Annotated in this window: 15 protein-coding genes; 12 read left to right on the top strand and 3 right to left on the bottom strand. The window is 56.1% G+C overall.

The features are described 5' to 3' along the window. Nucleotide 1: 1 nt before the first annotated feature. Together F8561_RS16390 and murJ are read left to right on the top strand one after the other, a co-directional pair. Entirely contained in the window at nucleotides 2-925 is a 924-nt protein-coding gene (locus tag F8561_RS16390) for a Gfo/Idh/MocA family protein (RefSeq protein ID WP_020884683.1), read from the top strand. 191 nt (nucleotides 926-1,116) lie between these two features. Then, nucleotides 1,117-2,652 carry a murein biosynthesis integral membrane protein MurJ gene (murJ, locus tag F8561_RS16385; RefSeq protein WP_020884681.1) on the top strand — a complete coding sequence of 512 codons (1,536 nt, stop codon included), beginning with the start codon at nucleotides 1,117-1,119 and terminating at the stop codon, nucleotides 2,650-2,652. A 59-nt stretch (nucleotides 2,653-2,711) separates the two neighbouring features. Here the strand turns inward: murJ and flgN are convergent, their stop codons facing one another. The 3 genes from flgN to flgA all read right to left on the bottom strand — a co-directional run bounded on the left by flgN (nucleotide 2,712) and on the right by flgA (nucleotide 4,188). After that, nucleotides 2,712-3,137 carry a flagella biosynthesis chaperone FlgN gene (gene flgN, locus F8561_RS16380; RefSeq protein ID WP_025204463.1) on the bottom strand — a complete coding sequence of 142 codons (426 nt, stop codon included), beginning with the start codon at nucleotides 3,135-3,137 and terminating at the stop codon, nucleotides 2,712-2,714. A gap of 4 nt (nucleotides 3,138-3,141) precedes the next feature. Continuing rightward, complete coding sequence (gene flgM, locus F8561_RS16375; protein ID WP_151887713.1) at nucleotides 3,142-3,435, bottom strand: flagellar biosynthesis anti-sigma factor FlgM; 294 nt, start codon at nucleotides 3,433-3,435, stop codon at nucleotides 3,142-3,144. 93 nt (nucleotides 3,436-3,528) lie between these two features. Next, nucleotides 3,529-4,188 carry a flagellar basal body P-ring formation chaperone FlgA gene (gene flgA / locus F8561_RS16370; RefSeq protein WP_020884679.1) on the bottom strand — a complete coding sequence of 220 codons (660 nt, stop codon included), beginning with the start codon at nucleotides 4,186-4,188 and terminating at the stop codon, nucleotides 3,529-3,531. Between the two features lie 157 nt (nucleotides 4,189-4,345). Between flgA and flgB the strand changes: the two genes are divergently transcribed. From flgB to flgK, 10 genes are all read left to right on the top strand, one after another. Then, nucleotides 4,346-4,762: a flagellar basal body rod protein FlgB gene (flgB, locus tag F8561_RS16365; protein WP_014169556.1), complete on the top strand. Its 417-nt coding sequence runs from the start codon at nucleotides 4,346-4,348 to the stop codon at nucleotides 4,760-4,762. A gap of 3 nt (nucleotides 4,763-4,765) precedes the next feature. Beyond that, the gene (gene flgC / locus F8561_RS16360; RefSeq protein WP_013097138.1) at nucleotides 4,766-5,170 is read left to right on the top strand and encodes a flagellar basal body rod protein FlgC; all 405 of its coding nucleotides are present in this window, start codon (nucleotides 4,766-4,768) and stop codon (nucleotides 5,168-5,170) included. Nucleotides 5,171-5,181: 11 nt separating this feature from the next. Further along, nucleotides 5,182-5,892 carry a flagellar hook assembly protein FlgD gene (gene flgD / locus F8561_RS16355; protein ID WP_014169557.1) on the top strand — a complete coding sequence of 237 codons (711 nt, stop codon included), beginning with the start codon at nucleotides 5,182-5,184 and terminating at the stop codon, nucleotides 5,890-5,892. A gap of 26 nt (nucleotides 5,893-5,918) precedes the next feature. Further along, entirely contained in the window at nucleotides 5,919-7,127 is a 1,209-nt protein-coding gene (flgE, locus tag F8561_RS16350) for a flagellar hook protein FlgE (RefSeq protein ID WP_151887712.1), read from the top strand. Between the two features lie 20 nt (nucleotides 7,128-7,147). Then, nucleotides 7,148-7,903 (top strand): flagellar basal body rod protein FlgF, encoded by a 756-nt coding sequence (locus tag F8561_RS16345; RefSeq protein ID WP_014169559.1) that lies wholly within the window; start codon nucleotides 7,148-7,150, stop codon nucleotides 7,901-7,903. Nucleotides 7,904-7,914: 11 nt separating this feature from the next. Next, the gene (gene flgG, locus F8561_RS16340; protein WP_008500810.1) at nucleotides 7,915-8,697 is read left to right on the top strand and encodes a flagellar basal-body rod protein FlgG; all 783 of its coding nucleotides are present in this window, start codon (nucleotides 7,915-7,917) and stop codon (nucleotides 8,695-8,697) included. Nucleotides 8,698-8,754: 57 nt separating this feature from the next. Further along, the gene (gene flgH / locus F8561_RS16335; protein WP_023311139.1) at nucleotides 8,755-9,453 is read left to right on the top strand and encodes a flagellar basal body L-ring protein FlgH; all 699 of its coding nucleotides are present in this window, start codon (nucleotides 8,755-8,757) and stop codon (nucleotides 9,451-9,453) included. A 12-nt stretch (nucleotides 9,454-9,465) separates the two neighbouring features. Further along, a complete protein-coding gene (locus F8561_RS16330; RefSeq protein ID WP_014169561.1) occupies nucleotides 9,466-10,563 on the top strand; it encodes a flagellar basal body P-ring protein FlgI in 1,098 nt (365 codons plus the stop codon). Next, on the top strand, nucleotides 10,563-11,516 hold the full coding sequence (flgJ, locus tag F8561_RS16325) for a flagellar assembly peptidoglycan hydrolase FlgJ (RefSeq protein ID WP_014169562.1): 954 nt from the start codon (nucleotides 10,563-10,565) through the stop codon (nucleotides 11,514-11,516). The genes F8561_RS16330 and flgJ overlap by 1 nt, the downstream gene beginning before the upstream one ends. A gap of 75 nt (nucleotides 11,517-11,591) precedes the next feature. Continuing rightward, nucleotides 11,592-13,232, top strand: a complete 1,641-nt coding sequence (flgK, locus tag F8561_RS16320) for a flagellar hook-associated protein FlgK (RefSeq protein ID WP_151887711.1) — start codon at nucleotides 11,592-11,594, stop codon at nucleotides 13,230-13,232. Nucleotides 13,233-13,246 lie beyond the last annotated feature (14 nt).

The following is a 13,246-nucleotide window of genomic DNA, read 5'->3' as shown; positions in this document are numbered from 1 at the left end:
AGTGAAAAAATTACGTGTAGGCGTGGTGGGGCTTGGCGGTATTGCACAAAAAGCCTGGTTACCGGTATTAGGCGCGGCAACGGACTGGACGCTTCAGGGCGCGTGGTCACCTACCCGCGAGAAGGCTGAACGCATCTGCGCAACCTGGCGGATACCATACGCCGCTTCGCTGTCGGATCTTGCCCGCGAGTGTGACGCGGTATTTGTGCATACCTCAACGGCAACACACTATCAGGTGGTCAGCGAACTGCTGAATGCCGGTGTTCACGTCTGTGTGGATAAGCCCCTGGCGGAGAACGTTCAGGATGCCGAGCGACTGATAGAGCTGGCGGCACGCAAGAACCTGACGCTGATGGTGGGCTTTAACCGCCGCTTCGCTCCGCTTTATCAGCAGCTGAAGTCACAGCCGGGCGCGCTGGCCTCCCTGAGGATGGATAAACACCGTACCGACAGCGTCGGGCCAAACGATCTGCGCTTTACGCTTCTCGATGATTATCTGCACGTGGTGGACACGGCGCTCTGGCTGACAAACGGCCAGGCTCAGCTGAAAAGCGGGACCCTGATGACCAACGATCTGGGCGAAATGGTCTACGCCGAGCACCACTTTGCGCTGGAACATCTGCAGGTGACCACCAGCATGCATCGTCGTGCGGGCAGTCAGCGGGAGTTTGTCCAGGCCGTCACTGACGGTGCGCTGTATGACATCACCGACATGCGGGAGTGGCGTGAAGAGAAGGGCAACGGTGTGGTCACGCTTCCGGCGCCGGGCTGGCAGAGCACTCTGGAGCAACGCGGCTTCGCGGGATGCGCCCGTCACTTCATTAGCTGCGTGCAAAATCAGACGGTTCCGGAAACCGCCGGTGAACAGGCCATCATGGCGCAACGCATCGTGGAACGGCTCTGGCGAGAGGCCATGAGTGAATAACCCTCTGTAACATCTGCCGATAGTAATTCCCTTAAATCCGGGTAGACTAAGCGCCGATTGTTGGTTTCGCCGGGAGGCGTTTCGCCTACCCGGCCTGCAAATCCGAAGGCCTGCGCAAGCGCAACGCCGTCGGGCATTCATTACGCCTGCTCTGCAGGCGTTTTGCCGTATGGTTGTGGAAATTCACATTAATGAACTTATTAAAATCGCTGGCAGCCGTCAGCTCGATGACCATGTTTTCTCGCGTACTGGGTTTTGCGCGCGATGCCATTGTGGCAAGGGTTTTTGGTGCTGGGATGGCAACGGACGCCTTTTTCGTCGCGTTCAAACTGCCGAATTTATTGCGCCGTATTTTTGCTGAGGGCGCTTTCTCGCAGGCCTTCGTTCCAATTCTGGCGGAATATAAAAGCAAGCAGGGCGAAGATGCTACGCGGGTGTTTGTCGCCTACGTCTCCGGGCTGCTGACGCTGGCGCTGGCTATTGTGACAGTCCTGGGGATGCTGGCTGCGCCCTGGGTGATTATGGTGACCGCGCCGGGGTTTGCCGACACCGCTGATAAATTTGCGCTTACCACCCAGCTGCTGCGCATTACCTTTCCTTATATCCTGTTGATCTCGCTGGCCTCGCTGGTGGGGGCAATCCTCAATACCTGGAACCGCTTCTCCGTTCCGGCGTTTGCGCCGACGTTTTTGAATGTCAGCATGATTGGCTTTGCCCTGTTTGCCGCACCGCATTTCAACCCGCCGGTACTGGCGCTGGCCTGGGCGGTGACCGTGGGCGGCGTCCTGCAGCTGGCATATCAGCTGCCGCATCTGAAGAAAATTGGCATGCTGGTTCTGCCGCGCATTAATTTCCGTGATGCTGGCGCAATGCGCGTCATGAAGCAGATGGGACCTGCAATCCTCGGGGTTTCTGTCAGCCAGATCTCACTTATCATCAATACCATCTTTGCCTCTTTCCTGGTGTCCGGTTCGGTCTCCTGGATGTACTACGCTGACCGTCTGATGGAGTTTCCTTCTGGCGTACTGGGCGTCGCGCTGGGGACGATTCTGCTGCCGTCGCTCTCTAAAAGCTTTGCCAGCGGCAACCATGATGAGTATTGCCGCCTGATGGACTGGGGCTTACGCCTCTGTTTCCTGCTGGCACTGCCAAGCGCGGTGGCGCTGGGGATCCTCGCGAAACCGCTGACCGTCTCGCTGTTCCAGTACGGTAAATTTTCAGCCCATGATGCGTCCATGACTCAGCAGGCGCTGGTGGCGTACTCGGTGGGATTGATGGGGCTGATTGTTGTTAAAGTGCTGGCACCAGGGTTCTACTCCCGTCAGAACATTAAAACGCCGGTGAAGATTGCCCTGGTGACGCTGGTGATGACCCAGTTGATGAACCTGGCGTTTATTGGCCCGCTGAAGCACGCGGGTCTGGCTCTGTCTATTGGTCTGGCGGCCTGTCTGAATGCCGGGCTGTTGTACTGGCAGCTGCGTAAGCAGGATATCTTCACGCCGCAGCCGGGCTGGGCGAGTTTCCTTGTGCGACTGGTTATCGCGGTGCTGGTGATGGCAGCGGCGTTGCTCGGCATGATGCACGTGATGCCGGAGTGGTCGCTTGGCACCATGCCTTATCGTCTGCTGCGACTGATGGCAGTGGTGGGTGTTGGGGTTGTGGCTTACTTTGCCACCCTCGCCGTGTTGGGCTTCAAAGTGAAAGAGTTTGCCCGCCGTACGGCATAAACGCCAAAAGGGGAGTTCACCTTATGGTGCTCCCCACTGCTTGATTTGTCGCTTATGCTTCAAATCGAAATCTTTTTCCCGCCCGTAATACGTGCCGTCGCTGTCTGCCCATCCGCACCGTACAGCCCGGTTTCTTTATGCGGTTTTAACACCTCAAGCGCTTGCTGATTACGCTCTATCTGACCTTCAAGCAGCCAGCCGTTATGCTGGTTGAGATCGCGAAGGTGCTGGGTTTTTTCTGTAATAGTCTGCCAGCGCTCAACGATATCGTCGTTAGCACTGCGCTTAGGATCCTGCTCAGCGCGACGTTGCTGCTCAAGGTAATCCAGCGTCGCCAGGAGCGAGCTTTTGTCTTCAGTAATACGCTGCAACGCGCTGCCGTTGATGTGACCGGAAGAGAGGTGCTGTTGCTCAGCGTCCATTACCGTTTTCAGGTCGTTCAGGACAACCGTCATTTGATCCAGTATTTCTGACAGTCGACTCATACGGTTAGTTACTCTGTAAGAAACTCTGCGCTTCCTGAATCAGGGCGTCAGCAATTTTGCTGGTGTCCATTTTCAGCTCGCCGTTACGAATAGCCGTTTTCAGCGCTTCAACGCGTTCCATGTTGATATCGTTGCCGCCTGGCTGCATCAGTTTTGCCTGGGCATCGCTCAGGGTTACGCTGGTGCTGTTAGACGTTGACGGTTTTTCCAGATGCGTTTTCTGCGGCGTAGCGTCATTCGTTTCGCGAGGTTGTACAGCGCTTACCGGCTTCAGGGCTGATGTACGATCAATGCTCATAGTGTTGTCCTCATCGAGGGTTCGCGGCGTTGGCGCCTGACATCATCAATAGTTGAATATTTATCGGCAGCTGCAGCGAAATCTTTAAAAAGATTATAGGTTAATCAGAATATTCCCATCAGAATCGACGGTTCCGCTAACCACCTGCCCTGAAGACATTCTGACGCGGGCATTTTGCGCCACCGCGGCATTGTTTAACGCTTTCCCTTCACTGTTGATACTGAAGCCATCTCCATTGGCCACCACCATCACCTGTTGACCCGCCTTGACGCGCCACGCCTGGCGCAGCATCGACAGCTGTATCGGCTGGCCCGGTGCGACATCACGCAGGCTGACGGCGTCCTGCGCCTGGTTAATTTCAAGCATTGTCCGTGGCGGCAGCTGATCCAGACGGCCACGTTTCAACGTCACGCTGTTGGCCTGCAGTGCGGTACCCCGGGCAATGGGGACAGCGGCGACAACATAATTGCCTGTCGCCTGGACTGCAACCTGTAAATACCGTTTTTCGTTGGCGCAGCGTGCCAGCACATTCACGTTCCCCCACAGTCTGGTGGTGCCGGTCACGGTAAATGACGGCTGCTCACAGGAGGGATAAAGATTCGGTGGCGTGCGTACCGTGACGACAACTTCATCGCTAAAGCCCGCCAGCTTCTGGGCAAAAAAGGTGTTTAGCTGATCCTGTAAACCATCCGCCTGCACCAGGGGGCTAAAAAGCAAGAAAGTTGCCATCAGGCCACGTTTTAACGTTTGCATCGCAAGTTCCACCGTTTCCAGAATTGAGTGAATTCTACCTGCAGTGGTTTTTCATCAACGCAATAAATAGCGACGCATTTTGCGCTTATTCCGTCGATAAGGCGGATGGGTTGAGATTTAAGCTGTGAACTGAAATTTTGCCATCAGCGGAGGAGACATGCTCGATAAACTCGACGCCGCGTTACGTTTTCAGCAGGAAGCGCTCAATTTACGTGCCCAGCGGCAGGAAATTTTAGCCGCCAATATCGCTAACGCCGATACGCCAGGGTATCAGGCGCGCGATATTGATTTTTCCAGTGAGCTTAAAAAAGTGATGGAGCGTGGACGCGCAGAAGGGAGCGGTGTCGCGCTCGCGCTGACCTCCTCACGCCATATTCCCGCTCAGACGATGACCGCACCAACGACCGATTTGCTTTATCGCATTCCCGACCAGCCTTCACTCGACGGTAACACCGTGGACATGGACCGGGAACGTACACAGTTTGCCGATAACAGCCTGAAATACCAGACAGGCCTGACCGTTCTCGGCGGACAAATCAAAGGCATGATGAACGTCCTGCAGGGGGGCAACTGATAAATGGCCTTGCTGAATATTTTTGATATCGCCGGCTCGGCGCTTACCGCGCAGTCCAAACGTCTGAACGTAGCCGCCAGTAACCTGGCGAACGCCGACAGCGTGACCGGACCAGACGGTCAGCCTTATCGTGCGAAACAGGTCGTCTTTCAGGTCGATGCGGCGCCAGGCGCGGCCACCGGCGGTGTGAAAGTCTCTGATGTGGTTGAGAGCCAGGCACCGGACAAGCTGGTGTATGAGCCTGGCAACCCGCTGGCGGATGCGAACGGTTACGTAAAAATGCCTAACGTGGATGTGGTGGGTGAGATGGTGAACTCCATGTCGGCGTCACGCAGTTACCAGGCAAACGTCGAAGTGCTTAATACCGTGAAGAGCATGATGCTCAAAACACTCACTCTCGGCCAGTAAAGGAGACATGCATGTCCATCGCCGTAAATGTGAATGATCCCACGAACTCAGGTGTTAATGGCGCCAAAAGTTCGACGGGTTCCAACGCCCTGACGGGCAGTAACGCGTCCGATCTGCAGAGCAGCTTTCTGACGCTGCTGGTGGCGCAGCTGAAGAACCAGGATCCCACCAATCCGATGCAGAACAACGAGCTGACCACGCAACTGGCACAGATCAGTACCGTCAGCGGCATTGAAAAACTCAACACCACCCTTGGCTCCGTTTCCGGTCAGATTGACAACAGCCAGTCTCTGCAGGCTGCGAATCTGATTGGTCATGGGGTGATGATCCCGGGGACCACGATCCTTGCCGGCACCAGTACTACCGAGGGGACGTCAACCACGACCACCACGCCGTTTGGCGTTGAGCTGCAGCAGCCGGCTGACAAAGTGACTGCGACGATCAGCGATGCGAGCGGGGCAGTGGTACGCACCATTGAGATTGGTGAGCTGAAGGCAGGCGTACACACCTTTACCTGGGACGGCAGCCTGACCGACGGCACGAAAGCACCAAACGGTTCTTACAAAGTGGCGATCAGCGCCAGCAACGGAACCACCCAACTGGTGGCGCAGCCGCTGCAGTTCGCACTGGTTCAGGGCGTGATTAAAGGCGCTGGCGGTAACAAACTGGATTTGGGTACCTCAGGTACCACCACGCTCGACGAAGTTCGGCAGATTATCTAAGCCTTAACACTTATCAGGAGTAAGTCATGGCCTTTTCTCAAGCGGTCAGCGGCCTGAATGCTGCGGCCACCAACCTGGATGTCATTGGCAACAACATCGCCAACTCCGCGACCTATGGTTTTAAATCCGGTTCTGCCTCATTTGCAGATATGTTTGCCGGTTCCAAAGTAGGTCTGGGCGTGAAAGTTGCGGGCATCACTCAGGACTTTACCGACGGTACGACGACCAACACCGGTCGTGGTCTGGACGTCGCCATCAGCCAGAACGGTTTCTTCCGTATGGTCGATTCCAACGGCTCTGTGTTCTACAGCCGTAACGGTCAGTTCAAACTGGACGAAAACCGTAACCTGGTGAACATGCAGGGTCTGCAATTAACCGGTTATCCTGTTGCAGGTACCCCGCCAACGGTTCAGACCGGCGCTAACCCGCAGGCGATCAATATCCCAACGACCTTGATGGCGGCGAAATCCACCTCCACCGCGTCCCAGCAGATCAACCTGAACTCTACTGACACCGCGCCAACCACGGCCTTTGATCCGACCAACCCTGACAGCTACAACAAAAAAGGGACGGTGACGGTCTTTGACAGCCAGGGTAATGCGCACAACATGAACCTGTTTTACGTTAAAGACGCGACTCCGGCAAACTCCTGGAAAGTCTATGCCCAGGACGGCAGCGTTGCAGGAAGCACGCCATCCCTGGCGACCACGCTGACCTTCAACACCAGCGGCGTACTGACCGGCGGCGGCAGCATCAATATCACTACCGGCACCGTTCCAGGTGCAACGCCAGCCACGTTTGCGATGAGCTTCGCCAATTCCATGCAGCAGAACACCGGCGCGAATAACATCGTGGCAACCAACCAGAACGGTTACAAACCGGGAGACCTGGTGAGCTACCAGATCAACGACGACGGCACCGTGGTGGGTAACTACTCCAACGAACAGACCCAGGCCCTGGGCCAGATCGTGCTGGCTAACTTCGCCAACAACGAAGGTCTGAAGTCTGAAGGCGATAACGTCTGGTCTGCCACCCAGTCTTCCGGCGTGGCGCTACTGGGTACCGCGGGCTCCGGTAACTTCGGTACGCTGACCAACGGTGCGCTGGAAGCGTCTAACGTGGATCTGAGTAAAGAGCTGGTGAACATGATCGTCGCGCAACGTAACTATCAGTCGAACGCGCAGACCATCAAAACCCAGGATCAGATCCTCAACACGCTGGTTAACCTGCGTTAAGCGGCTGACAGGAAAGCGCAATGGATCACGCAATATATACCGCGATGGGCGCGGCAAGCCAGACGCTCAATCAGCAGGCTGTTACTGCCAGCAACCTGGCAAACGCCTCTACACCGGGCTTTCGTGCGCAGCTTAATGCGCTGCGTGCGGTCCCGGTGGAAGGGCTCTCCCTGCCGACGCGTACGCTGGTTACGGCCTCTACGCCGGGTGCGGATATGACGCCAGGCCAGATGGATTACACCTCACGCCCGCTGGACGTTGCCCTGCAACAGGACGGCTGGCTGGCGGTGCAGACCGCTGACGGCGGTGAAGGATATACCCGTAACGGTAACATCCAGGTGAGTGCCACGGGCCAGCTGACGATTCAGGGTCATCCGGTAATGGGTGAAGCGGGTCCGCTGACGGTGCCGGAAGGGTCTGAGCTGACTATAGCGGCCGACGGGACCATTTCGGCATTGAACCCGGGCGATCCGGCCAATACCGTTGCGCCCGTCGGGCGTCTGAAGCTGGTGAAGGCGGAAGGCAAAGAGGTGCAGCGTGGCGATGACGGGATGTTCCGTCTGACCCAGGCGACCCAGGCCACTCGGGGTGCCACGTTACAGGCCGATCCGAGCATCCGCGTGATGTCCGGCGTTCTGGAAGGCAGTAACGTCAAGCCGGTCGAAGCGATGACCGACATGATCGCCAGTGCCCGTCGTTTTGAAATGCAGATGAAGATTATCAGCAGCGTTGATGAAAACGCGGGCAAGGCTAACCAACTTCTGGCTATGAGTTAACAGGACTCCTTATGATCAGTTCTTTATGGATCGCGAAAACTGGCCTGGACGCGCAGCAAACCAACATGGATGTGATTGCCAACAACCTGGCAAACGTCAGCACCAATGGTTTCAAGCGTCAGCGTGCCGTTTTCGAAGATTTGCTTTATCAAACCATCCGCCAGCCGGGAGCGCAGTCTTCTGAACAAACGACGCTGCCATCCGGTCTGCAGATTGGTACCGGTGTTCGTCCGGTAGCCACCGAGCGTCTGCATAGCCAGGGCAACCTGTCTCAGACCAACAACAGCAAAGACGTGGCAATCAAAGGCCAGGGGTTCTTCCAGGTGCAGTTGCCTGACGGTACTTCTGCCTATACCCGCGACGGATCGTTCCAGGTCGATCAGAATGGTCAGCTGGTGACGGCGGGTGGTTTCCAGGTTCAGCCTGCGATTACCATCCCGGCGAATGCCCTGAGTATTACTATCGGGCGTGACGGCGTGGTGAGTGTGACGCAGCAGGGGCAGGCCGCACCTGTTCAGGTTGGACAACTAAACCTGACCACCTTCATGAACGACACCGGTCTGGAAAGCATTGGTGAGAACCTCTACACCGAAACGCAATCCTCCGGTACGCCAAATGAAAGCACCCCGGGCCTCAACGGTGCGGGTCTGTTGTATCAGGGTTATGTGGAAACCTCGAATGTGAACGTTGCGGAAGAGCTGGTGAATATGATCCAGGTTCAGCGCGCGTATGAAATTAACAGTAAAGCAGTGTCGACGACCGACCAGATGCTGCAGAAACTGACGCAACTCTAAGGTGTAGCCCGGTGCGGTCAACGCCGCGCCGGCTCCCTGTTTTCGAAGATGAAGGCAATGCAAAAAAACGCGGCGTTTCGTTATCCGATACTGACTGTTCTGGCTGTCACCCTCAGCGGGTGTGCCTTGATCCCGTCTAAACCTTTAGTGCAGGGTGCGACTACCGCCCAACCCGTTCCTGGCCCGGCGCCAGTGGTGAACGGCTCCATTTTCCAGACCGCGCAGCCAATCAATTATGGCTATCAACCGCTGTTTGAAGATCGCCGCCCGCGTAATGTCGGCGATACGTTGACCATTGTGCTGCAGGAAAACGTCAGCGCGAGCAAGAGCTCGTCGGCGAATGCCAGCCGCGATGGCAAAACCAATTTCGGTTTCGATACCGTTCCACGCTATCTGCAGGGCCTGTTCGGCAATGCGCGTGCTGATGTCGAGGCCTCTGGCGGCAATACCTTTAACGGTAAAGGTGGCGCGAATGCCAGCAATACCTTTAGCGGCACGCTGACGGTGACGGTTGACCAGGTGCTGGTTAACGGCAATTTACACGTTGTGGGTGAAAAACAGATCGCCATCAATCAGGGCACTGAGTTCATTCGTTTCTCGGGCGTGGTTAATCCTCGCACCATCAGCGGCACCAACACCGTTCCGTCCACCCAGGTGGCGGATGCGCGCATCGAGTACGTCGGTAACGGCTACATCAATGAAGCGCAAAATATGGGTTGGCTGCAGCGTTTCTTCCTTAACTTATCGCCGATGTAAGCGAGGTGACCCATGTTTAAATCGATCTTCGCCGTGGCGCTGGCGCTGGTGGCAACGTTTGCCCAGGCTGACCGTATTCGCGATCTCACCAGCGTTCAGGGCGTACGCGAAAACTCGCTGATTGGCTATGGCCTGGTGGTGGGTCTGGACGGAACGGGCGACCAGACCACCCAGACGCCATTCACGACTCAAAGTTTGAACAACATGCTTTCCCAGCTCGGTATTACCGTCCCGGCGGGAACCAACATGCAGCTGAAAAACGTGGCCGCGGTCATGGTCACCGCCTCCTATCCGGCGTTCGCGCGCCAGGGGCAGACGATTGATGTCGTGGTCTCGTCAATGGGTAACGCCAAAAGCCTGCGTGGCGGCACGCTGCTGATGACTCCGTTGAAAGGGGTCGACAGCCAGGTTTATGCGCTGGCGCAGGGGAACATTCTGGTCGGCGGTGCCGGCGCGTCTGCGGGCGGCAGCAGTGTGCAGGTGAACCAGCTGAACGGCGGGCGTATCACCAATGGTGCGATCATTGAGCGTGAACTGCCGACCCAGTTTGGCGCAGGCAACACCATTAACCTGCAGCTGAATAATGAAGACTTCACGATGGCGCAGCAGATTGCCGACACCATCAACCGTAGCCGCGGCTACGGCAGCGCCACGGCACTGGATGCCCGTACCGTGCAGATCCGCACCTCTACCGGCAGCAGCAACCAGGTCCGTATGCTGGCTGATATCCAGAATATGGAAGTGAATGTTCCGGTTCAGGATGCCAAAGTGATTATCAACTCGCGCACCGGTTCGGTCGTAATGAACCGCGAAGTGTCGCTCGACAGCTGTGCCGTGGCGCAGGGTAACCTCTCCGTGACGGTTAACCGTTCCGCCAACGTCAGTCAGCCTGATACCCCGTTCGGGGGTGGCCAGACCGTGGTGACGCCACAAACGCAGATTGATTTGCGCCAGAGCGGTGGATCGCTGCAGAGCGTACGCTCCAGCGCGAACCTCAATAGCGTGGTTCGGGCCCTGAATGCCCTGGGGGCGACGCCGATGGATCTGATGTCGATTCTGCAATCCATGCAAAGCGCGGGCTGTCTGCGCGCCAAACTGGAAATCATCTGATGCTGACCGATAGCAAGCTGTTGACCGGTGCTGCCTGGGATGCCCAGTCGCTCAACGAACTGAAAACCAAAGCAGGTAAGGACCCGGCGGCGAATATCCGCCCGGTCGCCCGCCAGGTGGAAGGGATGTTTGTACAGATGATGCTGAAAAGCATGCGTGAAACCCTGCCGAAAGACGGGATGTTCAGCAGTGATTCAACCCGTCTTTACACCAGCATGTATGACCAGCAGATTGCGCAGCAGATGACCGCCGGGAAAGGCCTCGGTCTGGCTGATATGATTGTCAAACAGACCGAAGCCGCGCAGGGCATCCAGCCGGATGATAAGCCACAGCAGGTGCCTATGAAGTTCGACCTGCAAACGGTGACCAGTTATCAGAATCAGGCCCTGACGCAGATGGTGCGCAAAGCCGTACCGAAGGCCACGAGCACCAGCGATGAGCCACTTTCTGGCGACAGCAAAGACTTCCTGGCGCAGCTCTCGCTGCCGGCACGTCTTGCCAGTGAACAGAGCGGCGTGCCTCACCACCTGATCCTCGCGCAGGCGGCGCTGGAGTCAGGCTGGGGTCAGCGGCAGATCCGTAAAGAAAACGGCGATCCGAGCTTTAACATCTTCGGCGTGAAGGCCACGTCGAGCTGGAAGGGGCCGACCACCGAGATCACCACCACTGAATATGAAAACGGTGCGGCGGTGAAGGTTAAAGCCAAATTCCGCGTCTATAGCTCCTATCTGGAAGCCTTATCCGACTATGTGGGCCTGTTGAGCCGAAATCCGCGTTACACCGCCGTTACACAGGCGGCAACCGCGGAGCAGGGCGCTCAGGCACTGCAGAACGCGGGCTACGCCACCGATCCGAACTATGCGCGTAAGCTCACCAGTATGATTCAGCAGCTGAAATCGATGGGCGAGAAGGTCAGTAAAGCCTATAGCACAGATATCGAAAATCTGTTCTGAAAGTTCTCAAGTCCCGGTGGAGGCTGCCGATAACCTTCATCAGGACTCGTGTCTGAACGTATAAAAGGAACCCCCATGTCCAGTTTGATTAACAGTGCCATGAGTGGCCTCAGTGCTGCGCAGTCGGCACTCAATACCGTCAGTAATAATATTTCAAGCTATAACGTGGCAGGTTATACCCGCCAGACGACAGTGCTGGGCGCGTCAAACAGCACGCTGACCGGCGGTGGCTGGGTAGGTAACGGGGTTTATGTCTCCGGTGTCCAGCGTGAGTATGATGCATTCATTACCAACCAGCTGCGCGCCGCGCAGACCCAGAGCAGCGGCCTGACTACGCGCTATCAGCAGATGTCAAAGATCGATGATGTGCTCTCGGATACCACCAACTCGCTCTCTACCACGCTGCAGGACTTCTTCAAAAGTCTGCAGACGCTGGTGAGCAACGCAGAAGATCCGGCTGCGCGCCAGACGGTGCTGGGCAAAGCGGATGGCCTGGTCAATCAGTTTAAAACCAACGATCAGTATCTTCGCGATCAGGATTCTCAGGTGAATACCGCGATTTCTGCCAGCGTCGATCAAATTAATAACTACGCCAAACAGATTGCGAACCTGAACGATCAGATTTCCCGTCTGACCGGCGTGGGTGCTGGCTCATCACCAAATGACCTGCTCGATCAACGCGATCAGCTGGTGAGCGAACTGAATAAAATTGTCGGTGTTGAAGTTTCTGTGCAGGATGGCGGCACGTATAACGTCTCATTTGGCACCGGTTACAGCCTGGTACAGGGGAGCAAAGCGAACCAGCTGGCTGCGGTGAATTCCAGCGCAGACCCAACCCGTACAACGCTGGCCTATACCGATGATGTTTCCGGCAATATCGAAATTCCTGAGAAGCTGATTACCACCGGCACCCTTGGCGGTTTACTCACCTTCCGCTCTGAAGATCTGGATAAAGCGCGTAATAGCCTTAACCAGATGGCGCTGGCCTTTGCTGACGCGATGAACAAGCAGCATGAAGCGGGTTTTGATGCTAACGGCGATGCTGGCGGCAAGCTCTTTGACTTTGGCTCGCCTGCGGTTGTGTCCAACAGCAAGAATTCAGGTACCGCTGCGCTGACAGCCTCCGTGGCTGACAGTACCAAAGTCCAGGCAACGGATTATAAGCTGCAGTTCAACGGAACCGACTGGACCATTACGCGTACGTCGGATAAGACCAGTTTCACGATGAGTCCGGATGCGAGCGGCAATCTGTCTTTCGACGGCCTGAATGTCAACGTGAGCGGTACCGTGAATAACAAAGACAGTTTTGTTGTGAAGCCCGTTTCTGATGTCATCGTAAACATGGAACTCAAGTTTAATGATGAGTCCAAACTGGCGATGGCATCGACAAGCGCCGGTGGCGAAAGTGACAACCGCAACGGTCAAAAATTGCTGGATCTGCAAAATAGCAAGCTTGTCGGCGGGAATAAGTCTTTCAATGATGCTTATGCTTCCCTCGTCAGTACCGTTGGTAGCTCAACAGCGGCACTGAAAACCAGCAGCGAAACGAAAGCGAATGTGGCGACGCAGTTAACCAAACAGCAGCAGTCGATCTCAGGGGTAAACCTTGACGAAGAGTACGGCAATTTGCAGCGCTATCAGCAGTATTACCTCGCTAATGCGCAGGTTCTACAAACTGCCAGCTCGCTCTTTGATGCAATCATTAATATTCGCTAAGGCTGAGGTGAAAC

The sequence above is a fragment of the Enterobacter sp. 198 genome (genome assembly GCF_009025585.1).
Lineage (GTDB): Bacteria > Pseudomonadota > Gammaproteobacteria > Enterobacterales > Enterobacteriaceae > Enterobacter > Enterobacter ludwigii.
The sequence above is the reverse complement of the archived record's forward strand: the minus strand, read 5'-3'. Positions and strand labels throughout refer to the sequence as shown.

What these genes read in the sequence shown, in the direction of transcription:
- flgE (WP_151887712.1), top strand. Translation starts at nt 5,919, where the DNA reads ATGGCCTTTTCTCAAGCGGTCAGCGGCCTGAATGCTGCGGCCACCAAC.
- murJ (WP_020884681.1), top strand. Translation starts at nt 1,117, where the DNA reads ATGAACTTATTAAAATCGCTGGCAGCCGTCAGCTCGATGACCATGTTT.
- flgG (WP_008500810.1), top strand. Translation starts at nt 7,915, where the DNA reads ATGATCAGTTCTTTATGGATCGCGAAAACTGGCCTGGACGCGCAGCAA.
- flgA (WP_020884679.1), bottom strand. Translation starts at nt 4,188, where the DNA reads ATGCAAACGTTAAAACGTGGCCTGATGGCAACTTTCTTGCTTTTTAGC.
- F8561_RS16345 (WP_014169559.1), top strand. Translation starts at nt 7,148, where the DNA reads ATGGATCACGCAATATATACCGCGATGGGCGCGGCAAGCCAGACGCTC.
- flgB (WP_014169556.1), top strand. Translation starts at nt 4,346, where the DNA reads ATGCTCGATAAACTCGACGCCGCGTTACGTTTTCAGCAGGAAGCGCTC.
- flgJ (WP_014169562.1), top strand. Translation starts at nt 10,563, where the DNA reads ATGCTGACCGATAGCAAGCTGTTGACCGGTGCTGCCTGGGATGCCCAG.
- flgN (WP_025204463.1), bottom strand. Translation starts at nt 3,137, where the DNA reads ATGAGTCGACTGTCAGAAATACTGGATCAAATGACGGTTGTCCTGAAC.
- flgM (WP_151887713.1), bottom strand. Translation starts at nt 3,435, where the DNA reads ATGAGCATTGATCGTACATCAGCCCTGAAGCCGGTAAGCGCTGTACAA.
- flgD (WP_014169557.1), top strand. Translation starts at nt 5,182, where the DNA reads ATGTCCATCGCCGTAAATGTGAATGATCCCACGAACTCAGGTGTTAAT.
- flgC (WP_013097138.1), top strand. Translation starts at nt 4,766, where the DNA reads ATGGCCTTGCTGAATATTTTTGATATCGCCGGCTCGGCGCTTACCGCG.
- flgK (WP_151887711.1), top strand. Translation starts at nt 11,592, where the DNA reads ATGTCCAGTTTGATTAACAGTGCCATGAGTGGCCTCAGTGCTGCGCAG.
- flgH (WP_023311139.1), top strand. Translation starts at nt 8,755, where the DNA reads ATGCAAAAAAACGCGGCGTTTCGTTATCCGATACTGACTGTTCTGGCT.
- F8561_RS16330 (WP_014169561.1), top strand. Translation starts at nt 9,466, where the DNA reads ATGTTTAAATCGATCTTCGCCGTGGCGCTGGCGCTGGTGGCAACGTTT.